Annotated in this window: 22 protein-coding genes; 8 read left to right on the top strand and 14 right to left on the bottom strand. The window is 37.8% G+C overall.

The window, feature by feature from the left end; genetic code table 11:
* Positions 1 to 545 precede the first annotated feature (545 nt).
* The gene (locus ACYQ0O_RS06775) at positions 546 to 1,406 is read left to right on the top strand and encodes a TIGR01777 family oxidoreductase (protein WP_459891678.1); all 861 of its coding nucleotides are present in this window, start codon (positions 546 to 548) and stop codon (positions 1,404 to 1,406) included.
* Between the two features lie 224 nt (positions 1,407 to 1,630).
* Here the strand turns inward: ACYQ0O_RS06775 and ACYQ0O_RS06770 are convergent, their stop codons facing one another.
* The 3 genes from ACYQ0O_RS06770 to ACYQ0O_RS06760 are packed head-to-tail and all read right to left on the bottom strand — an operon-like array spanning position 1,631 to position 5,795.
* Positions 1,631 to 3,379, bottom strand: coding sequence for an ARMT1-like domain-containing protein (locus ACYQ0O_RS06770; RefSeq protein ID WP_459891677.1), 1,749 nt, complete (start codon positions 3,377 to 3,379; stop codon positions 1,631 to 1,633).
* Between the two features lie 3 nt (positions 3,380 to 3,382).
* Positions 3,383 to 4,726: a methylenetetrahydrofolate--tRNA-(uracil(54)-C(5))-methyltransferase (FADH(2)-oxidizing) TrmFO gene (trmFO, locus tag ACYQ0O_RS06765; protein WP_459891676.1), complete on the bottom strand. Its 1,344-nt coding sequence runs from the start codon at positions 4,724 to 4,726 to the stop codon at positions 3,383 to 3,385.
* Between the two features lie 7 nt (positions 4,727 to 4,733).
* Entirely contained in the window at positions 4,734 to 5,795 is a 1,062-nt protein-coding gene (locus tag ACYQ0O_RS06760; RefSeq protein WP_459891675.1) for a DUF2333 family protein, read from the bottom strand.
* A 126-nt stretch (positions 5,796 to 5,921) separates the two neighbouring features.
* Here ACYQ0O_RS06760 and ACYQ0O_RS06755 point away from each other — a divergent pair, with 126 nt between their 5' ends.
* The gene (locus ACYQ0O_RS06755) at positions 5,922 to 6,794 is read left to right on the top strand and encodes a M23 family metallopeptidase (protein WP_459891674.1); all 873 of its coding nucleotides are present in this window, start codon (positions 5,922 to 5,924) and stop codon (positions 6,792 to 6,794) included.
* A 38-nt stretch (positions 6,795 to 6,832) separates the two neighbouring features.
* Here the strand turns inward: ACYQ0O_RS06755 and ACYQ0O_RS06750 are convergent, their stop codons facing one another.
* The 6 genes from ACYQ0O_RS06750 to ACYQ0O_RS06725 all read right to left on the bottom strand — a co-directional run bounded on the left by ACYQ0O_RS06750 (position 6,833) and on the right by ACYQ0O_RS06725 (position 13,600).
* Entirely contained in the window at positions 6,833 to 7,264 is a 432-nt protein-coding gene (locus tag ACYQ0O_RS06750; RefSeq protein WP_459891673.1) for a hypothetical protein, read from the bottom strand.
* Between the two features lie 17 nt (positions 7,265 to 7,281).
* Positions 7,282 to 8,283: a hydrogenase expression/formation protein HypE gene (gene hypE / locus ACYQ0O_RS06745; RefSeq protein ID WP_459891672.1), complete on the bottom strand. Its 1,002-nt coding sequence runs from the start codon at positions 8,281 to 8,283 to the stop codon at positions 7,282 to 7,284.
* Positions 8,284 to 8,287: 4 nt separating this feature from the next.
* Entirely contained in the window at positions 8,288 to 9,364 is a 1,077-nt protein-coding gene (gene hypD / locus ACYQ0O_RS06740) for a hydrogenase formation protein HypD (protein WP_459891671.1), read from the bottom strand.
* Between the two features lie 113 nt (positions 9,365 to 9,477).
* A complete protein-coding gene (argB, locus tag ACYQ0O_RS06735) occupies positions 9,478 to 10,353 on the bottom strand; it encodes an acetylglutamate kinase (RefSeq protein WP_459891670.1) in 876 nt (291 codons plus the stop codon).
* Between the two features lie 88 nt (positions 10,354 to 10,441).
* Positions 10,442 to 12,418: an anaerobic carbon-monoxide dehydrogenase catalytic subunit gene (gene cooS / locus ACYQ0O_RS06730; RefSeq protein WP_459891669.1), complete on the bottom strand. Its 1,977-nt coding sequence runs from the start codon at positions 12,416 to 12,418 to the stop codon at positions 10,442 to 10,444.
* 183 nt (positions 12,419 to 12,601) lie between these two features.
* The gene (locus tag ACYQ0O_RS06725) at positions 12,602 to 13,600 is read right to left on the bottom strand and encodes an NAD(P)H-dependent glycerol-3-phosphate dehydrogenase (RefSeq protein ID WP_459891668.1); all 999 of its coding nucleotides are present in this window, start codon (positions 13,598 to 13,600) and stop codon (positions 12,602 to 12,604) included.
* Positions 13,601 to 13,930: 330 nt separating this feature from the next.
* Here ACYQ0O_RS06725 and ahbB point away from each other — a divergent pair, with 330 nt between their 5' ends.
* From ahbB to ACYQ0O_RS06695, 6 genes are all read left to right on the top strand, one after another.
* Positions 13,931 to 14,413 (top strand): siroheme decarboxylase subunit beta, encoded by a 483-nt coding sequence (ahbB, locus tag ACYQ0O_RS06720; protein WP_459891667.1) that lies wholly within the window; start codon positions 13,931 to 13,933, stop codon positions 14,411 to 14,413.
* Positions 14,414 to 14,431: 18 nt separating this feature from the next.
* Positions 14,432 to 15,703: a glutamate-1-semialdehyde 2,1-aminomutase gene (hemL, locus tag ACYQ0O_RS06715; RefSeq protein ID WP_459891666.1), complete on the top strand. Its 1,272-nt coding sequence runs from the start codon at positions 14,432 to 14,434 to the stop codon at positions 15,701 to 15,703.
* Positions 15,704 to 15,806: 103 nt separating this feature from the next.
* Positions 15,807 to 16,223 carry a cytochrome c3 family protein gene (locus ACYQ0O_RS06710; RefSeq protein WP_459891665.1) on the top strand — a complete coding sequence of 139 codons (417 nt, stop codon included), beginning with the start codon at positions 15,807 to 15,809 and terminating at the stop codon, positions 16,221 to 16,223.
* A 39-nt stretch (positions 16,224 to 16,262) separates the two neighbouring features.
* Positions 16,263 to 17,258: a hypothetical protein gene (locus ACYQ0O_RS06705; protein WP_459891664.1), complete on the top strand. Its 996-nt coding sequence runs from the start codon at positions 16,263 to 16,265 to the stop codon at positions 17,256 to 17,258.
* 140 nt (positions 17,259 to 17,398) lie between these two features.
* Entirely contained in the window at positions 17,399 to 17,581 is a 183-nt protein-coding gene (locus tag ACYQ0O_RS06700) for a hypothetical protein (RefSeq protein WP_459891663.1), read from the top strand.
* Positions 17,562 to 18,290 (top strand): ubiquinone/menaquinone biosynthesis methyltransferase, encoded by a 729-nt coding sequence (locus tag ACYQ0O_RS06695; protein ID WP_459891662.1) that lies wholly within the window; start codon positions 17,562 to 17,564, stop codon positions 18,288 to 18,290. The genes ACYQ0O_RS06700 and ACYQ0O_RS06695 overlap by 20 nt, the downstream gene beginning before the upstream one ends.
* Positions 18,291 to 18,330: 40 nt before the next feature.
* On the opposite strand, the gene ACYQ0O_RS06690 is transcribed toward ACYQ0O_RS06695, so the two are convergent.
* The 5 genes from ACYQ0O_RS06690 to ACYQ0O_RS06670 are packed head-to-tail and all read right to left on the bottom strand — an operon-like array spanning position 18,331 to position 25,804.
* The gene (locus tag ACYQ0O_RS06690; RefSeq protein WP_459891660.1) at positions 18,331 to 19,836 is read right to left on the bottom strand and encodes a MutS-related protein; all 1,506 of its coding nucleotides are present in this window, start codon (positions 19,834 to 19,836) and stop codon (positions 18,331 to 18,333) included.
* Positions 19,833 to 21,359: a MutS-related protein gene (locus ACYQ0O_RS06685; protein ID WP_459891659.1), complete on the bottom strand. Its 1,527-nt coding sequence runs from the start codon at positions 21,357 to 21,359 to the stop codon at positions 19,833 to 19,835. The genes ACYQ0O_RS06690 and ACYQ0O_RS06685 overlap by 4 nt, the downstream gene beginning before the upstream one ends.
* 17 nt (positions 21,360 to 21,376) lie before the next feature.
* Positions 21,377 to 23,497, bottom strand: coding sequence for a proton-conducting transporter transmembrane domain-containing protein (locus ACYQ0O_RS06680; RefSeq protein ID WP_459891658.1), 2,121 nt, complete (start codon positions 23,495 to 23,497; stop codon positions 21,377 to 21,379).
* A gap of 14 nt (positions 23,498 to 23,511) precedes the next feature.
* Entirely contained in the window at positions 23,512 to 24,225 is a 714-nt protein-coding gene (locus ACYQ0O_RS06675) for an NADH-quinone oxidoreductase subunit B family protein (RefSeq protein ID WP_459891657.1), read from the bottom strand.
* 28 nt (positions 24,226 to 24,253) lie between these two features.
* Complete coding sequence (locus ACYQ0O_RS06670) at positions 24,254 to 25,804, bottom strand: NADH-quinone oxidoreductase subunit D-related protein (RefSeq protein ID WP_459891656.1); 1,551 nt, start codon at positions 25,802 to 25,804, stop codon at positions 24,254 to 24,256.
* Positions 25,805 to 25,807 lie beyond the last annotated feature (3 nt).

The raw sequence follows: 25,807 nt of genomic DNA, 5'->3' as shown, positions 1-25,807 counted from the left end.
GGCCACCTGGTACCCAAAAACCCCACAGACAATTAGCAGAACCTACCAAATTCCAAGCTGACGTACTCAACCATGTAGATGACAATTGGGTTCTACAACCTATAAAATCATAACAATCTAATATCATTATGTAAAAAGTCCTTTATAACCACTTGTCTCTGAAAGTCCTGTATGAAAATTACCTGTCCTGACTCAGGAATATCTATTTTTCCCTCTAATGCAAAATTAAAGATCTAAAAGAGCTTTTTCACCAATCTCTGCTGCTCTGCTTCAGAGGGAATTAACACCGCCACAATGGTTTTCTTAAGGAACTGGGATTGCCAGAGCTTCCTTAATGCAACAACCAGGCAGGGGAAACATCGCTTACATACTCCGGCGCGTTGAGCTAGTCCGGTCACTTGGGAGGATCGCCACCGGGACTGACGACTGCTCAGTGTTCTATCAATCCCTTAACCTCTGCTTGCGTTAAAAATTAGATTGTTATAGATTTTAGCCTAATATAGTCAAAAATAAAAAGTATTAGACAGAAATTTGGAGGAATATAGATGAAGATTGCCATCTTAGGCAGCAGTGGTTTTGTTGGGAGTTATTTGAAAAAGTTTTTAGAGGACAATGGACATGAAGTTACTCCCCTGGGACGAATGGATCTTGCTGACAAAGACATGTTACAGAAGAAAATTGAGCAGAATAAAACTTTGATTAACCTTGCAGGGGCACCTATTAACAAAAAATGGGATAATGCATATAAAAAAATGCTTTACTCAAGTAGAATAGATACAACCAGGGCTTTATTTGAAGCAGTGAGGGGATTAGATAGCAGGCCCAAAAACTATTTTTCAGCTTCTGCAGTGGGGATTTATGACCCCTTTTATGAAGGGATTCAGGATGAAGAAAACTTTAGATATGGTGACAATTTTTTGAGTAAAATCTGTATTCACTGGGAAAAAGAGGCCTTAAAATTTAAAGAATTAGGTATGAGGGTAATTATATTTCGCTTTGGAGTTGTTCTAGGCAAAGGAGGAGGTGCTCTCTCAGATTTAGTTCCAATATTTAAGTGGGGACTTGGAGGAAAAATAGGTTCAGGAGAGCAAGGCCTTCCCTGGGTATATCTTGAGGACCTTGCAAGAACATTTTTATGGGCAATTAAAAATGAAAAGGCCATGGGAATATATAATCTATGCTCCCCAGATATAACCACTAATAAAAAATTCACAAAGACCCTGGCATCTGTCTTAAAAAGGCCAGCATTTTTCAGGATTCCCCAATTTGTGATAAAAATAAAGCTTGGAGAAGGGGCAGTTGCATTAACCACAGGCCCAAAGGTGATGCCAACTAGACTACTTAGGGAAGGGTTTCAATTTAATGCTAAAGGATTAAAAGAAACATTGGAGATTATTTTAAATTAATACTAAAGCATATATTTTAAAATCTTGGAATACATATGTCTTTTTATGGGGACATATGCTTTAGATTTTCAAATAAAATCGCACTGGCGTTCTCACAAAAGAAAACCAATAAGGATTATAGGGGAATTTCTCTCAGAGCTGGCTAAAATATTCGCTGTGTTTGGATATAAATAAAAAGTAGGGTCTTACAAAAAATTTGATTGATCACGGAAGCTATGCTCTGTTTATCTAGACCTGTCAATGGATGCGTCAAAGTATTTTCCAACACCGTATTCCCGTCTTCTGAAAAACTTCTCTGGATCTGGTCCAATTATCTGCATCTCTGGATGTTTTTTCTGCTCTTCTAAGGCTATTTTCATCTCCTTTGTACAACCAGTTGAAAATGTGGCATCTTTCCCCGCCCAGATTGGAGGTACCTTCATGCCCATTAATTCAAAGCTCTTTTCAATGTCTGAGACAGTTTGAAAACGCCAGATATCAATTAGACCACTTCTCTGTACCATCTCCCACATATACATGAGGTCATCACCATCCATGCCAGGTTCAAAGTGCTCTGCTGGATTTATAATAAAAGTATCATCTAACTTTTGTCTGAGATAATTAACAAAGGTATTTAAAACCCTTATGGCCATTTGGGTTTGACCAGGAATACTTCCCACAATTGCACTATAGAACATAATCTTTTGTCCATTTGCCCTGGCCTTCTTCATCTCATGTATAATGGATCTAGCCTTGGCTACAATCTCCTTCTCCGTTATCTTTCTGACCCTGGGACTCTTTTGTTTAAATGAAAAACTAACTATACCTTCTTCATCTCTATATATGGATATTATGTCCCTTGTAAAAAAATGGGAGTTTAGTATTAGTCTCCTATAATTCCCATTTCCCTTTGCAATTACCAGGTCTGATTCTTTCCATGCCCTGGCAAAGGTCACTGTTGTACGATATAGGTTCAGTCTCTCTTTAGTACCATCAGATATAACTACCAGTCTGGACTCATTTAGATGTTTTAAAAGTTCCTTTTTAGATGTTTCTTTGCTATCAATAAATCTAGCATCTTCAAGGATTTGTTGTAATACAGAACAGTAGTCAATGTCCCAAAAAGTAGGGTAGTCAAAATAAAATCCTTCTTTTAATGCCAAAATCACCCTATGCCCCATCTTTATAAGTCTTTTGATAATGAGGACGTCGAAAACTATTCCACCACTACTGTTTGGCAGATATAGTATTGTTAACTCAGCATCTCTTTGTCCCTTTGGGAAAAGGCCCTTTTCCAAAATTCCTTCAAAGCCCTGCATCTGGTCCAAGGTAGTTTGTATATTTGAATGATCTCCATTTTTCCATATCTCTTCACATAAAGACAAACAAAAAAGTCGTTTTAACTCCATTAAATCTAACTCACATCTTAGCTCCTGGATATTTTTACACTCCAACCTATCAATTGGACACATACCCACAAAATCTGAAAATTCTGATGATTCTATAAAAGAAAATGCGTTTTTATTGTATTTTGACTTCCTTTTGGAATATGGATCTATTTGTGCAGATTGAGACAAGATTATGGTCAACATCCTCTTATTTAGTCTAGATGGAATAATAAAAGGAGAGCGATATGCCTTTTGAAATTTATGTTTACACAGGATGACTATTTTGCGTCTTGAATAATCGTCCTTTACAATGTGATAAATCAGCCTTACCAGTGATCTCCACAGGTTTCTATATTCCTTTTTTAGTTCATCGTCTTTTTCAGATCTCAGTAAGATTCTTAACATTGAATCTGAGCATGGGACAAATACCTGATTCTCATCTAAATCCACCATAAATCTCATTTGTTCAGGGGATGCGTTTTCATATGGATTTGCAAAATACTCAATGTTATTTTCAGTCATAAAATGTAGTAGCCACGCATCTAAATAAGGATCCCTACCATAATATAGATCCAATACTGAGTTTAACTTTGGAATGGGAAACACCTATTACCTCCAGTTCAAGTTATTAGACTCACACCATATGTCAAAAGAGTGGGTTGCCCTCTCAACTATCATCTGCCTTCTCTTTGATTTTTTTGCCCTAACATTTAGCGGTGCAATTAATCCAAAATTAATATTCATAGGCTGAAAATCCTTTACCTCTCTCCTCAAATGTGCCATTAAACCGCCAATTGCACACTGGACAGGGGGAAGTTTGACATCCTGGCCTGACAATTTTTTCCACAAAATTATGCCTAACATAAGTCCGCACGCCGCAGATTCAACATACCCCTCAACACCTGTAATTTGACCCGCTAAGTATACATTCTTTAGTGATCTTACTTCCAGGTGGGGAGTCAAGACCCTGGGACTATTTACATAGGTATTTCTGTGGATACTTCCAAGCCTTAAAAATTCTGCATTTTCCAGGCCTGGAATCATGCGAAATATCCTTTTTTGCTCTGGATAGGTGAGTTTAGTCTGAAACCCAACTAAATTAAACATTGTCTTTTCCCTGTTTTCAGCCCTTAGCTGCACAACTGCAAAAGGTCTTTTACCGGTCTTTGGATCTGTTAACCCAACAGGCTTAAGGGGACCATAGGCAAGGGTAAGCTCCCCCCTCTTGGCCATTGTCTCAATTGGAAGACATCCTTCAAAGTGTATCTCTTTTTCAAATCCCTTGGGTTTTACCTTTTCTCCCTTTAAAAGTTCTTCTCTAAATCTGTAATACTGCTCTTCTGTCATGGGACAATTTACATAGTCTGTGCTACCTTCTTCATATCTTGAACCAAAAAAGACCCTGTCCCAGTTGATACTCTCAGCACTGACAATTGGGGCTATGGCATCGTAAAAATATAGCTGTTCTTCGCCAATTTTACCCATAAGATCCCTTGCCAGGGGCCCTGATATCAAAGGTCCTGCAGATATAACAACCATGTCAAAACCTGTTAAAAGGGGATCGCTAATAGATGTTATCTCTTCCCTTATTATTTCTACATTGGACTGTGAATCTAATTTATCAGTAATGTAATTGGAAAATAATTCTCTATCCACAGCAAGAGACTTCCCTGCTGGAACCTCGGTGTTACATGCTGCCTCCATTATCAGGGAATTTAGTTTTGTCATCTCCTGTTTTAATAGACCAACTGCACTGGTTATTTCTTTGGACCTAAGAGAATTTGAGCACACAAGTTCTGCAAGCCTATCTGATCTGTGGGCAGGGGAAAATTTTTTAGGCTTCATTTCAAATATATGGACTCTATATCCTGCGCTGGATAGCACATTGGCCACCTCTGATCCAGCCAATCCTCCACCCACCACTGCTATTTTTTTTCTACTCTTTCCCATCATATTAAAATTATCTATTTAAAGAATTGGTTACATCCCTTAACCTTTCCCTAACTGTTATTAAATACCTTGCCATCTTTCCCCTGTGATCTGCAAAAATAGAATCATGGGCACCCCTTAAAACTATCAGGGGATCAAATGTACATATTTTATTCATGGCATCAAATGCCAGTTCTAAATTGTCTTTACCTCCCCTACTCTCAATTTCTGGATATAGGTGGGCAAGTACGTGCAAAAAGTCCCTTAAAACAAGTATTGCGCCCTGGGTATAGTATATTCTATCATCTAGCTCAGTGTATTTTACTTTTTCATTGGGCTCTACAAGAAGTCCCAGGGGCTGGTCTAAAAACTCCGGACTTAAGATAAAACTAAAGACAGAATACAACTTATCACTCCTAACATTGTAGACTGCATCGCCCTCCAAGAGTCTTTTCTCATATTTTCTGATCATCTCTATGCCCTTTTTGTATTGGTCTTCTGAAGAAGGAAACCACCAACTATCAGGGGTATAGGCAAAATATTCTTCCCTTGCTTTTTTTAAGTCCTCATCTTCAGCACCAGCTCCACCATATTTTGCAAAATTGGTTGCAAAAAAATTAGTCAGCATTCTAGTTGCAAAAATAACACCCCTTTGCCTATTGGCCCTATTATCAAGCCATGAAGTTGGAGAAATTATAATATCATTCACACTCCACCCAAGCCTTGAATTCAATTCTTTATCTAATCTGTTTATCATTGCTTCACAAAGGGCCACACCTTTTTTTGCTGGAGAAGAAGTATATGAAGTTGTCTTCATTAAATTGACAATTGTATTGTCCAGTTTTGGAAATTCTGTTGGATCTATTAACCTGTAAAGACCATTTAGAGACCACAAAAGTCCCAGGCCAAGGGGCCATATTAATACAATTACCAATGCCAATATAACCAGATACTTGACCCACCACACCATTTCCTTTGAAGGCAAAGGTGGTACTACCCTCTTTCCAATCCTTTTTTTACTTGTGGATTTTTTCTTTGAACCGAGCTTGGCCTGGTTTGATGATTTTATTGAGTTATTTTTCTTATCCTGCATATTCAAGCTCCCCTCTATGTTTTTGTTTCATAAAAAACCGACCAAAATTCCTTGAAACATACAGCCTTAATGGTTATTGTTACTATCTCAAATTTCAAAAAATCACAAGGACTCGAAACGGCCATAATGAGAAAATTTTTGTTATATTCAGTTATTTTTTGTTTGGTGCTTTTCTTATCTAATGGTTTTGCAACCACTATTAATCCAGGCTCCAAGGGGTCAATTAAAGTCAGTATACCAACTAAAGTTGTAGTGGGTGATCCCTTTGAAATACAAGTATACAATAGATCCTCTAGACAAAATATAAATATCTACTGGTTAGGTAGGAATATCTATTTAACACTACCAGGTAGCAGAAAACTAAACATCTTCCTTGGCAGTGACATAAAAAAAGATAAGCCAGGGGTAAAACTCATTAAAATAACATATGGCAACAAAAAGATTAGAAAAAAAATTTATCTAGAAAAAAGAAAACTCAGTATAACCAGAATACATGTAGCCAAGAAATTTTCTTATCTTACTAAAAAAGACCTAACTAGATATTACAGGGAAAAAAGAATTATAGAGTCTATTTTACAGAGAGTCACAAAAAAGCGCTATTTTGTCCCTGACTTTGTTCCCCCAATAATTCCCTTTAAAATATCCTCACCATATGGACGAATTAGAATAATAAACAATAAAAACCAATCCATCCACACTGGAATTGATATAAAGGCAAGAGAAGGAACTCCAGTTAAGGCCATTAATTCTGGATATGTGGCACTGGTCATAAATCAATTCTTTTCTGGAAAATCCATCTATATTGACCATGGAGATGGGATAGTCAGCATGTATTTCCACCTAAAAAAAATTTTAGTAAAAAAAGGACAAATAGTAAAAAAAGGACAGGTAATTGCACTTTCAGGAAAAACAGGCCGGGTCTCAGGTCCGCACCTTCACCTTGGTGTGAGTATCTTTGGCAGACTTGTGGACCCTGAAAAATTAATCAAAAAATTCTAGACCAGCCCAGATCCAATGTGGGATTGGTGGGCCCTTACTTAATCCTTTTCTATTAATGAATTTTCATGGTTAAAATATGTAGCAAATATAAGTCCCTTTCCTTTAAACATATTAACAGAACTAAACACATAGGAAGATAGTTTTTTTCTCATATCTAAATCCAGGGAATTAAAATAAGAGATCATCTCATTATCTTCCATTGTCTTTATCTCATCCCACATCTTTTTTGGGTCCTGTAATATATCCCTGGACCTCTCATCTTTGTTTTTCTCAAATTCTATAAAAATATTTTTTCCTTGAACCAGGACCTTATCAAGGTTTGATCTAATTTCATTCACAATTGCTTTTAGGGTATCATCATCTTTAATTTTATCTGCCAGACAAATCTTTTTATCATTAACAGAAAAATACAATTTTAAACATATCTCAGAATCGTGCTCTGTTGATTCTAATAAAAAAATCCTGGACATAAGTACCCCCTATAATTTTAACAGATTCTCGGTAGATGTTCTCCCTCTAACATTGAAAGGAGCCTTTTTCCACCAATCTTAGTGTTCAATACCACCTTGCCTTTAGGTGTTTCTTTGACTTGACCAATTAAGGTAGCGTCCTTACCCAGGGGATCTTTTTTCATAATCTCAAGTGCGTCATCCACATATTTTTCAGGCAAAATACACAAAAACTTTCCTTCATTTGCAAGGTATAGGGGATCTAATCCAAGGATATCACAACCATCTTTTACCCCGGTTTTTATTGGGAGGGCATCCTCAAACAGTTCAATACACACATTTGATTGCAATGCTATTTCATTTAGGGTTGTGGCAACACCTCCCCTTGTTGGGTCCCTCATAACATGGACCTCAGGAATCTTTGAGACAAGTTCCAGGATTAAACTGTTTAATGGAGCACAGTCGCTCCTTACCTCAAAATCAAGGTCTATATCTTTTCTTGCTGTAAATATTGCCAGTCCATGATCACCAATGGTACCATTTATTATGACCCTATCACCTGGAGTTGCCCTTTTTCCAGACATTGGACAATCAACAATAAGCTCACCAATTCCACTGGTATTTATAAATATCTTGTCAATACTCCCCCTTGGAACCACCTTTGTATCCCCAGTTACAACTAAGACCCCTGCCTTTTTCGCAGTATCTGCCATGGATTTAACAATTTTTTCCAGATCATCTATCAAAAAACCTTCTTCAATTATAAAGCCACAGCTAAGGTATCTAGGCCTTGCCCCCAACATTGCTATATCGTTTACAGTCCCGGAAATACATAGGGTGCCAATATCTCCTCCTGGGAAAAATATGGGATCTATTGTGTATGTATCAGTACTAAAAGACACTCTTTCAGATACTTTTAGATATGCTGCATCATCTAGAGAATTTAATATATCATTTGACAGATATTTTACAAAAATCTCCTGTATTAGTCTGTTACTTGCCAGTCCACCACTGCCGTGATCTAATAAAATCCTTTTCATACCCTTATACTCCATACTTATAATAGGCTGCACAACTGCCTTCTGTTGACACCATACATGGCCCAACTGGACTTATTGGTGTACACTTTTTTCCAAATAAAGGGCAATCCTTTGGAGAAATCTTTCCCTGCAAGACTTCACCACACCTACAACCCTTGGGTTGGGTTACATCTCTTGGTTTGAGCCCAAACTTCTTTTTGGCGTCAAATTCCACATAATCTCTTGATATCTCTAAACCACTTGCCTCTATCTCTCCAATTCCCCTCCAATAACCATCTGACACCTCAAATACCTCATTTATTACTTCTTGTGCCTTTTTATTGCCCTCAGGCTTAACTGCCCTTGGATAGCAATTTATTACCTGAGGAGTTTCATTTTTATGCATTAGCGTAAGCATATATAATGCATCTAATATTTCCATTGGTTCAAAACCAGAAATTACTGAAGGAATATTGTACTCTTTTGCGAGAAATTCATAGGGAGAGACCCCAATTATTGTGGACACATGTCCTGGCAACAAAAAGCCATTGATTTCAACATCCCCAGACTCCACCAAAAATTTTAGGGCTGGAGGAATTATTTTGTGATGAGATAGCACACTGAAATTTTTAATCCCCATTTTCTTTGCCTGAATTATTGTAGCTCCAACTGTTGGCACAGTGGTCTCAAATCCAATCCCCCAGAAAACAACCTCCTTGTCCTTATTATCCATTGCCAGCTTCAAACTATCCAAAGGGGAGTAACAAATGCTTATATTAGCTCCTTTTGCCCTTAGATCTTTTAAGGTCATACCCCTATGGTCAGGGACCCTCATCATGTCCCCAAAAATGGCCAAAATAATATCCTTTTTTTCAGCAAGCTCCATGCCCATTGCAATGTCTATTGAATGGGTTACACATACAGGGCACCCTGGACCAGAGATGTGTTCTAGTAAGGGAGGGAAAAGTGACCTGAGTCCACTTCTAAATATTGATACTGTATGGGTTCCACATACCTCCATAAATCTAAATGGACCCTTTAAATTATCCTCAATTCTAGATACCAGCCCTTTTATATTCTTTTGAATATCAACCCCCTCCAAGATATCCCCCCTTTATTATAGATACTAACACAACTATTTCTACTACCACTCAAATTGAATATGACTAATTTTAACCAATTATAAAATTGAAGACCATCAAAAAAATAAAAATCTTATCTAACAATCTCTGTTCCTATTCCAGCCTTGGTAAACAATTCCAAAATAATTGAATTCTCAATCCTTCCATCAATAATATGTGTCTTTTCAACTCCTTCTTCCAAGGCCTCAATACAGCACTTAACTTTTGGTATCATTCCTCCAGTTATAACTCCTCTGGATATTGCCTCTAAAGCATCCTTTCTTGTAATAGATGAGATAAGCTCACCCTTTGACATAATCCCTGGTACATCTGTGAGCAAAATAAGCCGTTTGGCCTGTAAGGCAGAAGCAACCGCAGCTGCAACATCATCGGCATTGATATTGTAGGTGCTTCCCATATCATCCACCCCTACAGGCGCTATTACAGGGATAAATCCCTTATCTTCCAGGGTCTTAATTAGTTCACTCTGTATGCTCACAACTTCTCCCACCTTTCCAAGGTCTATTATCTCAGGTGGGGCATCGTGCCTGGATACCACCATTTCCAGTTTTCTGGCCTTAATTATCCAACCATCCTTACCTGAGAGTCCAACACCATTTCCACCCATTAAATTTATTAAATTTACAATCTCTTTATTGACCTTTCCAACAAGTACCATTTCCACAACATCCATAGTCTGCTCATCAGTGACCCTTAGGCCCTCTCTAAATTTTGAGTCTATATTTAATTTTTTAAGCATATTTCCAATCTGTGGACCACCACCATGGACTATTACAGGATTTATGCCTATGTATTTTAACAAAATCACATTTAAGGCAAAGGCCTTTTTGAGTTTCTCATCAATCATGGCGTGCCCGCCATATTTTATCACTATGGTCTGCTTGTAAAATTCCCGAATATATGGAAGGGATTCCAGTAAAATTTTTGCCTTTCTTCTTTCTGTTTCCATATCCTATCACCTTTACAAAGAAATAAAAAAAGGGAGTCTCCATTGAGCAGACTCCCTTTTATTACCAATAGTTGTTTAAGTCAAATATCTAAGCAACTGCATCCAATTCACGTCTTGCAGCCATATCAAAGAGGACCCTTTCCCTGGCCTTATCAATACCAAGGGCCTTTCTCTTCTTATCTATATGGGCAATCATCATCTTTGCCATCTCATATGGATCAGCAGCAAATCCCCAATAGCCAAGACCCAATTTCTCCAGTCCACCCATTAACATATCATGGAACTTGGTCTTTGGTGTTGTTGGGAAGGTGACTCCAAATACAGTGTAGACTCCAGATGCAACAAAATATTGTCCAATGGAAATTGCCTTTTCACTCATCCACTCTGGGGCAGCACCTGCTGCTGGTAGGTCTGCAATGGAATTTCCAAGGCCACCTGTCTTCACGATCTCTGCAGCCGCTATCAAGATACGGCTGTTATCAACACAAGAACCCACTCCCAAAACAGGAGGCATACCAACAGTTTCACATACCTCAGCAAGTCCATCTCCTGCAAGGTGAGCAGCTTCTGGAACAAGTAGGCCTGCCTTGGCAAGGGAAATCTGAGAACAACCTGTCTGGAGTACAAGGACGTCTTTTTTAATAAGCTCTTTTACCAATTCCACGTGTACATAGTCGTGTTTTACCCTTGGATTCGTGCATCCAACTACCCCTGCGACACCCCTAATCCTTCCATTTATGATATTCTCATTAAGGGGCTTGTATGACGCCCTAAAGGTTCCACCTAACATATATTTGATATATTCATGGGAGAATCCATGGATTCCAGGATTTAGGATCTGTGGAATCTCCACCTTTACCTTTCTATTCTTAAACCTGGCAATAGCCCTAATTACGATCTCGTCTGTGCATTTTCTGGGATTGTGCTCATCTAATTCAATGTGCTCAGCACCTTCAATCTTACACCTTGGATTGGTTGTAAACAGATAAGTCTGGTAACATTTTGCTGCAGTGGAAAGTCCTTGCATAATACACTGGACATCAACACCCATTGCATCCACTGCACCTGTTGCAAGTACCAGTTCAGTGGAAAGAAAATTACCAGCATGGGGAATTCCATGTCTGGAGAGTACCTCAGCACCAGAACAACACATACCACAAATATTTATTCCCTTGGCACCAGCTTCTTTTGCAGCCTCAATTAAAGCTGGGTCATTTACAGATGCCAGCATTGACTCAAATAGATTTGGCTCATGACCATGGATTATGACATTTACATAATCTTCCTTTAATGCACCCATATTTACATTTGCCAGTACAGGAGAAGGAGTTCCGTAGAGTATATCAGAGATCTCTGTGGCCACCATTGAGCCGCCCCAACCATCTGAAAGCGCACACCTGTTAATCTGAACAAGGAGATTTTCATAGTGCTGGTCCACACCTATATGGGTCCTGTGCATGATTTCCATGATCTCCCTCATGGCACCCCTTGGAACTATCCCAAGTTTTCTCCATGTATCCAATGTGGCCTGTGGAACCCTCTTTGCAAAAGGGATTTCACCTTCAACCTGGGTATAGGTCCTCTCCAATTCTTCGTAAAGATCCTGGGCTATTTCTTTAATGGAGCGTCCTTCAGTTTCTATGTCTATTGATTTTGCAACCTCAATTAGCTTGATTGGATCCTTTATTTCATAGTCCTTTATCTTTCCATTAACCACTTCCCTGAAAAGGTCCAACATGGACATACCATGGTCAGTATGTGCAGCAGCACCTGATGCTACCATCCTGGCAAAATTCCTGGCCTGGATAGTATCTATTGTGGCCCCGCAAACGCCTGTTTTTGAATATGGATCCTTGGCATTTAAGCGGCATGGTCCCATGGAACAGTGCTTACAACATGCAGAATCTGAACCTATTGGACAGGGCTTCATATCTGCAGCACGCTCAAAGACATTGGAACAGCCATCCTTATGAGCCTTCTCCAGCATCTGTGCTGTGGCTTCACAGATTGTAAACTCTTCAGGGGAAAACTCTTTTTCCTTCACTTTTTTGGCCTTCTTTTCCATATAATCCTCCCTTATGGATCAATTAAAAAACTTTAAAAAACAACTATCTTATTGAAATCCTTTACAATCTTTTAAAATTCACTGTATTGTATGTTCTAAAAATCTGTTTGTCAAGCCACTTAAACTTTTTTTACTTGGTCTGAAAATTGGGCACAACGCATATACTTTATGCATTAAGTAGCATCAATAGTGCTCAGACTTCAAATCCCTGAGCATTAACTCTTCCACTGCCCTCTTTGGGTCTTTCTCTTCATACAATATCCTATAAACTTGCTCTGTTATGGGCATTTCTACATCTTTTTTGGTTCCCAAGAGATACAGTGCTTCACAGGTCTTCACCCCTTCTGCAACCATTTTCATACCTTTTAAAATATCCTCCAATCTCTCGCCTCTGCCTATTCTAAGACCCACCTGTCTGTTACGACTAAGGTCTCCAGTACAGGTCAAAACCAGATCCCCTAATCCAGACAGTCCCATAAAGGTCTCTTTCTTTGCACCCATTGCAACTCCAAGCCTGGACATCTCGGCAAGCCCTCTTGTTATAAGGGCAGCCCTGGGATCATACCCAAAGCCAAGACCATCACATATACCAGCACCAATTGCTATGACGTTTTTTATTGCCCCACCAAGTTCAACTCCCCTGTAATCTTCGTTTAAGTACACCCTGAACCTTTTGGTTGAAAAAACCTTTTGGAGTTTCTCACCTATTTGACTCTGGGAACATCCCAGGGATACTGCAGTGGGGTATCCAAGACTAACTTCTTTTGCAAAGGATGGCCCTGAAAGCACAGCATATACAGGGTCAAGACCCAAGAGTTCTTCCATTATAACTTCAGATATTGTTTTAAGGGTTCCCACCTCTATACCCTTACTTGCAGAAACAACTATTTTATTCTTCTCAAGATATGGTCTTATCTCCGTAACCACCCCTCTAATAAACTGAGCAGGAACCACGATCAAAATAAAATCCATATTCACCACTGCGTCTTTTAAAGAATTGGTAAACTTAAGACCACTATTCAATTTTATATCTGGCAAAAACCAGGTATTTATTCTCTTTTTCCTTATCTCCTCTAAAAGTTCTATCTCCCTTACCCATAGAGTAGTATTATGGCCTTTGGATGCCAATAGATTAGCAAGGGTAGTACCCCATGAACCAGCTCCTAAAACTCCTATTCTCAATTTAATATCTCCTTTACGTTATTTTTCGGGAGTTTCTAACCTTTTTAAATTGAGTGGTCAAGGGCTTAATGGTTTATCTTTTGGGTTTATTTCCATCTTTTCTTGACAAAGTCATTCCGTATACTCTACCATTTTTTGGTCATAATTAAAAAAAGTTGCTTATTTCATTAACTCTGATACCTCAAGTTTTGATAAGTCCGGGATAGTAGCGCCCCTACTTGAATCGTGAACCGTAAATTGGATGAGGGATATGGAACAATTGGTAATGGGAAGATAACATCTCAACGTATAAACGTGCCAACATTATAAATTGAAATGGATTAAATACAAATGAATGATAAAATAAAATTTAATAGAATAGAACTTGAAATATTAAAGATAGTCCAGGACAATATTCCAGATAGCCCCATGCCTTTTATGGAAATTGCAAACACAGTGGGAACCACTGAAGATAAGGTAATAACTTTTTTAAACGAATTAAAGACAAAGGGAATAATTAGACGGTTTGGTGCCACTTTAAAACACCAAATAGCAGGATATGAGTGCAATGTAATGGTTGCATGGAAGATCGATGACGAGGAAAACATAGATAATATTAAAGACATATTGGTAAAACGGCCAGAAATAACCCATTGTTATATAAGAAAGACCTCCTCTACCTGGCCATATAATTTATATACAATGATACATGGTAGGTGCCAAAAGGAATGTATTTCTCTTGTGGAAGAATTAAAAAAATTAACTGGAATCACAGAATATCAACTCTTGTTTAGCGATGAAGAACTCAAAAAGACCTCAATGAAATACTTTTAGAAAAAGGAGATACACCATATGGATCTGTCAAAAAAATTATATAATAGGGCACTTGAAGTAATACCAGGAGGGGTCAACAGTCCTGTTAGGGCATGCCTAAGTGTTGGCACTAAACCTATTTTTATAAAAAAGGGCAATGGCAGTAAGATTTATTCTGTGGATGGGGAGGAATATATAGACCTTGTATTATCATGGGGTCCCTTGATTTTGGGCCATGCACATCCAGAGGTAGTGGATGCAGCAAAAAAAGCCATTGAGAAAGGTTCCAGCTTTGGCGCTCCTTGTGAGTTAGAGGTAATCATGGCAGAGATGATCTGCGACGCTATACCCAGTATAGAAATGGTGAGGATGGTAAATTCAGGCACAGAGGCAACCATGAGTGCCATACGCCTTGCCAGGGGTTATACCAAGAGGGAAAAAATTGTAAAGTTCAATGGATGTTACCACGGCCATGTGGATCACCTTCTGGCAAAGGCAGGCTCAGGTGTGGCAACCCTGTCTATTCCTGGTACACCTGGTGTTCCCGAAGAAATTGTAAAAAATACCCTTGTTGTGGAATTTAATGATATTGAGGCTCTAAATGAAATTTTTGAGAAACACGGAGAAGATATAGCCTGCGTGATTGTTGAGCCAGTTGCGGGCAACATGGGAGTCGTTCCCCCTAAAAGGGGTTTTCTAGAGGGTGTTAGGGAGATTACAGCAAAATATAAAAGTCTTCTTATATTTGACGAAGTCATAACAGGATTTAGATTTACCTATGGAGGTATACAAAATATCTTAAATATACAACCAGATCTAACCTGTCTTGGGAAAATAATAGGAGGAGGATTTCCAGTAGGTGCCTTTGGCGGAAAAAGAGAAATAATGGAACATTTAGCACCACAAGGAGAAGTATATCAAGCTGGCACCCTTTCTGGTAATCCAGTTGCCATGGCTGCTGGAATTGCAACCCTGGAAGTTTTAAAACACAGTGACTACAATAAACTTACTTCCTACACAAAAAAGTTGGTTGACACCATGAGGGCAATTTTCAAAGAAAAATCCATTCCCTCTAAAATCAACCATATGGGATCAGCATTTACGGTGTTTTTTACCGAACTAGACGAAATAACCAATTTCAAGGAAGCAGCAACCACAGATGTGAATATGTTCTCAAAATTTTTTGTTCACATGAGGGACTCAAATATATTTATAGCCCCTTCCAATTTTGAATGTCTATTTACCTCCTTTGCTCATACACAAGAGGACCTGGAAAAAATTACAGAGGTTGTGCAAAACTTCAGCCTTTAAGACAGATAGGTTATTCAAATATGGTCCTTGACAAATTGAATTTTATTAAAGTAAAAAATGCAAAAATTCTTAACAACATATGTATTACAAGGAGGTAATTTTCATGAAAAAGGTATTTCTCTTAACACTAGCAGGGGCTCTTGTTTTTTCATTAATGGGGATCGATTCAATTATAGCCATGAAGATGCCCAAGACAGTATTGATGAATGCATCACAGGGTAAGACAAAGAACCCAGTTTATGCACCTGTAAACTTTCCCCATCAAAAACATCTAAAATTGGGCTGTCCTGTATGTCACCACAAGTGGACCGACAAAAAAAATCCCCCAAAAAAATGTGTTGACTCTGGTTGTCATGATATATTAGGAGCCAAAGGCGCCCAGATGAGGGCAAAAAATTCTGCATATAATGCTTTTCACAATAGAACCAGCGCCCACAGCTGTATTGGTTGTCATCAAAAAAAGAAAAAACAAAATGTGGCCACTGGCCCAATTGCTTGTAAAAAATGCCACGTTAAATAAAAAAAAGGGGGGGGTATCCCCCTCTTAGTGGAGATTTTCATGGCAAAAAAACAAGAAGACATTTTAGAATTAACAGACATTGTTGAAGAAGGCGATGTAAAGGGGACAAATGAGGGGAATGATCTGGACAAAGAATTAGAAGAACTTCTTGACGGTACAGAGGAAGATCTGGCAAAAAATCAGAATGGAAGTGAAGAAAAATCCTTGGATGAGGAGTTGAATGCACTATTAGATGGTGATGATTCCACAGCTTCTAAGGGAGAATCTACCACAGAAGAAGATGAGTTGGACATTGATTCAATATTTGAGAAATTAGACGAAGATCTAAATATTGATGAAGAAGAGGAAGCCCAAGAAAAAGCAACTTCTAATGCTGAGGAAAGAGTAGAGGATAAATCTACAGACAGTGAAAATGGCTCTAAAACAGTAGATCAAGATGATATAGATTCACTCTTTGACCAAATGGACGAGAAGACGGCTGTAGATAATGAGTCTAATCCTCCTGATGAGACTCAAGCTACAGAAGATAGTTCAATTGAGGAAAATAAAATCCAAGAGGAAGAAGAATTAATAGGAGGAGTTGAAGAAGAAACCCAAAGTATAGAAGAGCCAAAGCCCATTTCTGAAGAAGAGGACAAAGTGGTCAGTGAAGGGTTTTTAGCATTGGAAAATAAACTTCATGACCTTGAAGACAGATTCTCCAAATTAGAAGATACACTATTATCTAAATTAGAAGAAATCGCCAATTTTGAAAAGAAGGTAGAACAGAAAATAGATGTCCATGATATATTAAATAAATTTGATGAGTTTAGAGATGACATTAAGGCTTCAATAGACATTGTTAACAAAAAAATAGAAGACCTCTCCACTAGAATAGATAACATTGAAACGTCTCAACAAAAAGTTATTAAAGACTTTTTTGATGACTTAAAAAAAGAACTAATAGAAGAAGTCCATAGGCTAGTCCCAGTTGAAGCTGCCAGGATTGTGAGAGAGGAAATAAAGGCATTGGAAGAAGAACTAGAAGAGGATTAATAAAAAGGAGGAGGTGCCAAGCAGGTTTCTCTTCCTTTTTTCCGTCCGGAAAAGACCAGGTCACAAAGGCCAGGCCATTTCCCCAATCCGGACGGTTTTTTTATTTTTAGTAACCTAGAAATTATAACAGGTATTTTGGTATGAAAGATAAAGAAATAAAAAAAATGGCAGTCCAGGTTACAAAAGAGATCATAGTTAAATTCATTGAAATTGGAAGGATATCTCCTACCAATTTTGACCAATTTTTTGCTCCAATTTATAGGGAGGTGTTAAAAACCATTGGATCTCCATGGGAAACTAATGATGAAGATAGAGAAAAATAAAACCACGATACAGTCCAGGGACTATACAGTAGCCAGAATGTTTTCCAGGATAGCACCATGGTATGACTTTTTAAATCACTTTTTAAGCCTGGGAGTTGATATCTATTGGAGAAAAAAATTAATTAACCTGATTACTCCCTCAAAAAAGGGTCCCATTTTTTTGGACCTTGCCACAGGGACCATGGATGTGGCAAAGGAGATTGAAAAAAAATTTGGCCACAGGGGAGGGATAATTCTTGGAATGGATCTATCTTTTGAAATGTTGAGTCATGGCAAAAAAAAACTCAAAAATTCTAAAATATATCCAGTATGTGCCAATGCAAAAGAACTACCCATTTCAACCTCAAGTGTGGATTTTGTCACAATAGCCTTTGGGATTAGAAATATCAGTCCCCGCTTAGATACATATTCTGAGGTCCTGAGGGTGCTAAGACCTGGAGGAAAATTTCTTATCCTGGAATTTGGGTCAAGCCGAAATAAAATTCTCTTTGGTTTATACAATCTCTATCTAAATCACATATTACCTAAAATCGGGCAGTTAATCTCAAAGGACCCTTTAGCATACACATATCTCAGTGAAACCATAAAAAAGTTCCCCCTGGCACAAAAATTACAAATGGAACTCCTAGAGGCTGGTTTTAAGGATGTGCTTTATTTTCCCCTGACCTTTGGAATAGTAAATATCTATGTTGCCACAGCCTCCAACTAGTTAATAAAACAATTCTTATTAAATTCTTTGAAAAAATTACTTAAGTCCTTTGAGTAATAATCCTGTTATACAGATCCACCCCATAACTGGTTTCTTTGGGCTCTCCTTCTTTTATTTTAAAAGTTCGTCTTCCATCATCCAACCTTTCTGCTCTGAGAAAAAGAACTTTTTTCATCCTCTTTTCCAGGAAACTACTGGCAAAATCATAGAGGTGGGTAACATAAAATATCCTGATATGGTTTTCCATCAAGGCACATACAACCTGCCTGGCGATTTCTGAGCCCTCACGTTCATTGGTAGATGCAAAGGACTCGTTGAGTAAAATAAGACCATTGGGTTTAACCATCTCAACGATGTTACTCATTCGTTTCAATTCCTCTTCGAACTTTCCACTTTCTAGGGTTTTGTCTTCTTTTCGTCTAAAATGAGTAAAGACTCCTGAGCATAGATTGGTCTCAAATGATTTCGCCGGAACAAACATGCCTGCCTGCAACATCAACTGAGCCTGACCAACACTGCGCAAAAAAGTGGTTTTGCCTCCCTGATTTGCTCCGGTAATTATCACCAGATCCTTTTCATTTCCATTGATATCATTACCTACAACTTTGTTCTTTGTGATCAAGGCCAGGGAAATATCATAGAGATCAGTGCAGGAAAAATTATGTTCTTCATGTTCAAGAGGATGGGGAAAACAAATATCTTCCCCTACTTGCCTCAGCTGTTCATAAAGATTTAAGCAACCAATATAGAATGCCAGCTCCCAGCGCAGCACATTGAAAAAACTTTCAATATGAGATGCAGCCTGAGCTACTGCACTTGCTGCCCTGGCTAATCCCCTATCCCTTAACTCACCTAGTACTCGCGCTCCATGCTCATCTCGTGGATGGAGGGTACAAGAATAGGTGGGCGATCTTGAAGCAAAGATACGTTTTAACCAATTATAATCCTTAGTCTTTGGTTTACATAACATGTAATTTATACCCTGGTTTCCTTTTCCCAATTGTGCACTAAGTAGAATGCCTTTTTTAAAATACAATGCCTTAATTTGCTCTTCAACACGGGCAAGATAATCATTATCCAGTTCTTGCTGAACCATGGTAAAAAAACGGAGAAATCCTTTTGATTCAAACTTTCTCCCATTTTTATCAGCTATTTCACGGAGCTTCCATAACAGATCAAGGGAAGTTTCCAGGAGTCTACGACCACTATTTAAAATATAGGTTGGACTCCAGTGACGGGGAGAGAGCCACAACCACTGTTTCTTTTTTCTCTGTTCAAATTCCAGGGGAATAGAATATATTTCCCGAACAACAGCCGGATGTTTCAAACAGTCTTTAAGTATTTCCTGTCTGTAAAAAATTTCCTCTCTTGTATGTAAACTGGAGAATAAAACACATCGGACTACCTCAAATATAAATTCGTCTTCTTGCGCCATGGCCTCTAGCAGGGGATAAAGATCCAGATCCTGTATAAGATCTTCTAAATTAGGCGGCAATTTATATGATGTCTCAAAATCTTTAAGGGGATGGAGCAGAAGCACCTTCATTGTGAGAGACGTTCCTTAATTTGTTCATATGTTAAAGCATGCTTTTTAGCCAGTGAAAGTGCATAGGCCAGCCCAGTAGGAGATTTTCTCATGATTTTAAAGGTCCGAGTAGTTGGATCCTTGGGATCCACTATAGCCACCATGCTGATGGTTTTCTCATTAAAAGAGCTGAGTTCATCCAAAAAGGCTACCCATACGCCCAGTGCATCCAGGTTTGTAAGCCGATCCATAATTTTTTTACTCAAAAAGAGTGCGTCCTGAAGTGTTGTTGAAGAAAAAATCTCGTTTAAAATAAAAATACTATTGCCAGTAATTTTAGAGAGGATGTCACAAATCCTGATCAAATCGTCTTCAAGTTTTCCGTGTAGATTCCTTATATCTTCCTCCTGCTGGAAATGGGTAAAAATGTTGTCAAACAAAAAAAGGCGTGCTTCACGAGCAGGAACAGGACAACCTAAACTCGCAAGATAATGCAATTGCCCGAACATACGGGCGAAAGTAGTTTTACCCCCTTGATTAGGACCTGTAACAACTATAATCCTTTCAGGATCCTTTAAGTAAAAATTATTTAATACGATTGAGTCTTTGTTTCCATTAGATTCAAGTGCCAGGGCAAGGTCAAACCCTTCCCGCACGTAAACCTCTTTACTGGTAGCACTTACTATGGGATAGCAAAAAGGAAGGCCCTTGATTTTAAGATCTGTTACTAATTCCAGATAACTTATATAGAATTGAACCTCTCTTTCAAAAGATCTAATAGTTGCATCCAGAAAATTAGAATAATGTTCACAAAAATGATCCAGATCTTCAAAAGGACCGGGATATAACTTAGAGACGAACTCCAGGATCTTTGATTCAATGTGACTCATGCCCGATCTTTCTGAGAATCTAACCAGGTAACTCTCCTCATCCCCCTGTCGGAACTTTTCGAATGTTTTCTCTATTTCCGGACTGTAGTCAGATTCTCCTTCATATGGTTTTACTTTAAATCTTCCGCTCTCCACTACTATACAATATCTTAACTTTGAGAGAGACTCCTTTATATTATGGGACTCAAATAAGAGAGATTGGAACTCCCGGGATTCAACATAACTCTCTACGTATTCACGAAACGCCAATAACCCCCGCGATTTCATAGGAGATCTGGACAACTGATGGGTCAGGGTCTTAAGTGCATCACAGTAAATAAGCACTGCTTCCAGCACCCACCCCTTTTTATGATAGGAAAAGTCAAGTGTATCTGCTACTTCTAAACAATGATACACTGTGTTCATGCTCTCACAAAATGCCTTGATATTTCCCATAAGGGCTTCATCTTCTAAATCCCGCATTACTTCCTGTCTAAACCAAATGGTGTCAGGGTCATGTAGTGGCGTCCAAAAAAAAGGGTATAGATTATATTCCTGCCTGTTACCTATTATTGTCTCTACCACCTGGTGAAGGTGCAGATCAGAAAAGAAATCAGGTTCATTTGATGTGTTATACTGAAAACTGCATCTAGGATGCAGAATACTAAAGAACACCACAACTACTCCCTATCTTAAAACCAACACAAACCAACTATAACAAGTAAGGCAAGAAATACATAGGTAGTGTAGGTGGTCACTTCTCCTGAGTGTATCTTGGCTATTTTTCTTGCCAACCATGTTGGTACGTTGATTAGAGGATAAAAAACATACCTGTCAATTAAATGTAGTTGAATCTTTTCCCTTTTTATCTCTAATTGAAATCCACCAATATTCTTTTGTTTTTCCACTACCCTTGGTCTTAGTAGTGAATTAAAAATGACCATTACTGGTTGAGAAAATCCTGTAGCAGTATAAGTCATCTCAGGACAGAAGTTTGAAATTCCTCCATCCCACCTTGGAAGATATTCTAGCTTTCTTTTTCTTGAAAAAAAGAACCATACAAAAATCATGGTGATCCCAATAATAGCTAAAATTGTAATCAGTGTATAAGCAGGAGATGCAGCAAAAACCACTGGATTTTGTGTGCCACCTCTGTGCATAATTACAAGTCCCCTTCCAGGTAGTATATTTTTTCCAATCTGAGCTCCAATGTTGTGAAAATCTTCTATAAACGACCTAGAAAGATGGGATGGACCCTTTACTTTAAAATTGTTAAAAAAAGGAGGTATGAGTGAATCCTCGGATTTTACCCCTGAAAAATTAAAAACTACGTTGTCCAGCGATGGTATCACATATGTTGGCAATATTCCTAAACCCAGGCAAAAAGCTCCCAAAATAGCCATGGAAATTAAAGAAGATCTGTTTCCCTCACTGATATTTCCAATGTTTTTACTCCTGGGCATTCCCAAAAATCCCATTGCAAAGGCTCTAACAAAACAGCTAACCGCTAGCCCTGCAGTTAAAGCAAGTAGAACTCCAGAGAATACAAAGGCTAGTTTTACACCTGAAGAAGTTATTTCCACACTCCTTAACAAAACCTCTAAGGTAAGCCATTCACTTACAAAACCATTAAAAGGAGGAAGTCCTGATATTGATAATACTCCTATAAGGATCAGTGAGCCCACATATGGCATCTTCTTAAGTAATCCTCCCATATTGTCCAATGATGAGGTAGTTATCTTTTCTTCAACTTCACTTTGTCCCATAAACAAAAGGGTCTTAAATATAGAATGATTGAGTATATGATAAAAACTCACAACAAACGCCATTGCAGCGTATGCCTTTAAATTTAAAATCAGAAATACAAAACCAGCCCCAAGTCCAGTGGTAATAATGCCTGCATTTTCAATTGAACTGTGTGCCAACACTGCTTTGAGATCATCTTCAATTGTTGCATACAAAATTCCTATAATAGCAGTGATGGCACCAGTAATTAATACAATTATCGCTGGTATAAGATTATTTATGGGAAGCAAATCAAGATTAACCTTTATAATTCCATAGATTCCCAGGTTTAGGCTCACCCCTGCAACTAAAGGAATAAGGGACCTGTCACATGCTTTATATGCCCTTGGTAGCCAGAAGTTAAGGGGTAAAATCCCAGCTTTTATCCCAAATCCGATAAATGACAGAAAAAATATCCACCCTCTTAAATTTGAAGGTATATTTTTATAGGATAATTTTATAAGGGTAAAGTCTGTGGACCCTGCTTTATTTGATAGTAACACAAATGCTATAAGCACGGCTATGGTGCCAGCTTCTGAAATAGCAAGCATAATATAACCAGGCCGTTCTTTACCAGATATAGCTATAATTACATATATTATAATAGACATAATCTCCCATGATATTATAAATGAAAAAACGTCATTAGATACAAAAATCAATAAACATGAAATAATTAAAGAGAAGAATAAAAAAGATAATACTCTAATATCTGATCTATTTTTGAATTTATTAAATGAAAAAATTGAGCAACAAAATGATATAATAGATATAATTATCATAAAAAAAGAAGATAAAGTATTTATTGAAATTTTTATTGTCTGTTTACCAAATATATTCCAAAGAGATATATCAATATTATGACTGTTAATACATCCAGAAAAAGAACATATCAATAAAAATATAGAACCAATAATACCAAGTATTAAAGTTAGAGAGGGAAGATATCTTTTAGGAAAAAATATTGAGGACATCATAGCGAAAACAAAACAACATAATGCAAGAAGCAAGGTCTGTTCTAGAAACATACTTCCTCCTTAGACTATTTAGGATTTATTTCTTTATTACACACCATCATAATTGCATGTAGTATAGCTAGTGGTGGAGGAGGACAGCCAGGGACATAGATATCTACAGGAATAACTTCTGATACAGATGAATATGTGATAAAATCTGGCTGAAATATTCCACCACTCACTGAACATGTGCCCACAGCAACTACCCTCTTTGGAGAAGGCATGGCCTCGTATGCTTTAATTAACGGCATTTTCATATGTTCTGTAAGGCAACCAACCACCAGCAATATATCTGCCTTCCTTGGGGTGGGAGTAATAAAAAATCCCAATCTGTGCATGTTGTAATATGGATTATTAAGCAGTTTCACTTCATTTAAGCATGCTCCACAATCACCAGCATCAACCACCCTTATGTGGGCAGATTTCTTAAAGATCGAGGGAAGGGAAAAGTGTTCATGAACTGCCTGGGCCCATTCATAATCCATAGCCCATGATATTGAATCTTTGCCATGTCTTATACACCTAAGACAATGAATACATTTTGAGATATCCACCCTGGGTATATTATCTTTCATATATATAGCATTTGTTGGGCATATCTCTATTATTTTTTCATAAATTTTATTCCCCATATAAGTAACTGGAATTCCTGGGGTAATTCCTGGGGTTTTGTCCTTCTTTTTGGGATACTTTGTTGTAATTATACCTCTACTTAACCCTGTTAAAACCCACCTACTCATATTTAACTCCCTAACTTAAAGTAATTTTTTATCTATCATTATCTGCTGCACTAAGTCCAAAGGTTGCCAAAATTATTGGGAAGTCTTGAAAAGCAAAACCCTCAACAGCTAGGTGATATCCATGCCAATTAAAAAAAGATGGAGAGATTACACGATAGCGGCCTATTTTACCTCCATCTTCTATGCGAACAAATTGCACACAAAGTCCCTTTGGGCCTTCCACAATCCCTATTCCACTACCTCTCTTTAATTGGACATTGGTGTTGACTTTCCCCTCAGGTAACTTTTTTACAATTTGTTCCATTATGTTATAGGATTGTTCTATTTCAGAAAAAAATATCCTGAGTCTAGCGTATCCATCACCTTCTTTTTCTAAACTCACGTCAAATTCCATATCTCTATATTCAAGATAAGGTATATATTTTCTAACATCATTATTATAACCTGTAGCCCTGGCCACTGGCCCCACCATTGCATAATCCTTTACAGAAGATATATCCAGGACACCAACCTGTTCTAGTCTATCTAAAAAAGTGCTAGTTGATATGAGCATTTTTTTTATTTTTCCAAGTTCTTTTAGAATCTTTCCTATCTCCTTGGTTTTCTCTATTATTAATTCGTCCTTTATATCCCAACTAAGCCCCCCAATTTGATTAATAGAAAAGAGATACCTATGACCCGTAAGTTCCTGACTTATTCTAAGAAGTCCCTCTTCTAAAATGCTAACCTGATTTTCAGCCACTAAAAGTCCTGTTGAATTGCAAATTCTACCAATGACTTCTATGTGGTGTCTAATCCTTTCCAACTCGGCAAGATACATTCTGAGAAAAGAAGCACGCTCTGGTATCTTTATCTGACAGATCTCTTCCACAGCAAGACAAAAGGCCAGGGAATGGGAAACAGCGGTTTTTCCGCAGATCCTTTCACTCAATAAAAGTACCTGATAAACAGGTTTATTTTCGGCTTTTTTTTCTATAGCACGATATTTATAAAATAGTCTCGGATGACACTTTATAATTTCTTCACCTATTGTTTCCAATCTAAAATGCACCGACTCCTCTTCGCCAGAGAAAATAGGTCCTATTGGCATAATAAAAGAGCCTTTTTCCTTAACAATTCTTTTTGTCCCAATGTCCTTTCTATAGAGAGGCACTATTGAAGACAAATCGAAATCAGGCCTCATTGGTTCAACATCTTCCGGCCATATATCGTCGTGTAATATAAAATCTCCCAGTTTTGGATGTCCCTCAAAATTAATACCGAATAAATCTTCTAGTTCCCTTTCAAACCAATCAGCTCCATGAATGTATGTGCTAACGCTCTTAAATGTTTTTTCAATTATTGGCATCTTAGTGGTAATTATAATCTTTTTACCTTTGGATAAAAATATATAATAAATTATCCAATTTTTATCTTTAGTGTCTAATACTATCCCCGCAAATGGTAATTCATTGTTATTAAATAAGGTGTTTAATAATTGTGGATTATTTTCCATGGTTGACTCTATCTCTACCTTGTCTCCATCTACATTAATATCAATTTTAAAATCAGATAATATATCTATATTTATTGATTTCATTGA

The sequence above is a fragment of the Desulfothermus okinawensis JCM 13304 genome, from assembly GCF_054654515.1.
This window is presented reverse-complemented; position numbering and strand designations above follow the sequence as displayed.

Coding starts and splice junctions, on each gene's coding strand:
- ACYQ0O_RS06775 (WP_459891678.1), top strand. CDS start 546: ATGAAGATTGCCATCTTAGGCAGCAGTGGTTTTGTTGGGAGTTATTTG.
- trmFO (WP_459891676.1), bottom strand. CDS start 4,726: ATGATGGGAAAGAGTAGAAAAAAAATAGCAGTGGTGGGTGGAGGATTG.
- ACYQ0O_RS06760 (WP_459891675.1), bottom strand. CDS start 5,795: ATGCAGGATAAGAAAAATAACTCAATAAAATCATCAAACCAGGCCAAG.
- ACYQ0O_RS06755 (WP_459891674.1), top strand. CDS start 5,922: ATGAGAAAATTTTTGTTATATTCAGTTATTTTTTGTTTGGTGCTTTTC.
- ACYQ0O_RS06750 (WP_459891673.1), bottom strand. CDS start 7,264: ATGTCCAGGATTTTTTTATTAGAATCAACAGAGCACGATTCTGAGATA.
- hypE (WP_459891672.1), bottom strand. CDS start 8,283: ATGAAAAGGATTTTATTAGATCACGGCAGTGGTGGACTGGCAAGTAAC.
- argB (WP_459891670.1), bottom strand. CDS start 10,353: ATGGAAACAGAAAGAAGAAAGGCAAAAATTTTACTGGAATCCCTTCCA.
- cooS (WP_459891669.1), bottom strand. CDS start 12,418: ATGGAAAAGAAGGCCAAAAAAGTGAAGGAAAAAGAGTTTTCCCCTGAA.
- ahbB (WP_459891667.1), top strand. CDS start 13,931: ATGAATGATAAAATAAAATTTAATAGAATAGAACTTGAAATATTAAAG.
- hemL (WP_459891666.1), top strand. CDS start 14,432: ATGGATCTGTCAAAAAAATTATATAATAGGGCACTTGAAGTAATACCA.
- ACYQ0O_RS06710 (WP_459891665.1), top strand. CDS start 15,807: ATGAAAAAGGTATTTCTCTTAACACTAGCAGGGGCTCTTGTTTTTTCA.
- ACYQ0O_RS06705 (WP_459891664.1), top strand. CDS start 16,263: ATGGCAAAAAAACAAGAAGACATTTTAGAATTAACAGACATTGTTGAA.
- ACYQ0O_RS06700 (WP_459891663.1), top strand. CDS start 17,399: ATGAAAGATAAAGAAATAAAAAAAATGGCAGTCCAGGTTACAAAAGAG.
- ACYQ0O_RS06695 (WP_459891662.1), top strand. CDS start 17,562: ATGAAGATAGAGAAAAATAAAACCACGATACAGTCCAGGGACTATACA.
- ACYQ0O_RS06690 (WP_459891660.1), bottom strand. CDS start 19,836: ATGAAGGTGCTTCTGCTCCATCCCCTTAAAGATTTTGAGACATCATAT.
- ACYQ0O_RS06680 (WP_459891658.1), bottom strand. CDS start 23,497: ATGTTTCTAGAACAGACCTTGCTTCTTGCATTATGTTGTTTTGTTTTC.
- ACYQ0O_RS06675 (WP_459891657.1), bottom strand. CDS start 24,225: ATGAGTAGGTGGGTTTTAACAGGGTTAAGTAGAGGTATAATTACAACA.
- ACYQ0O_RS06670 (WP_459891656.1), bottom strand. CDS start 25,804: ATGAAATCAATAAATATAGATATATTATCTGATTTTAAAATTGATATT.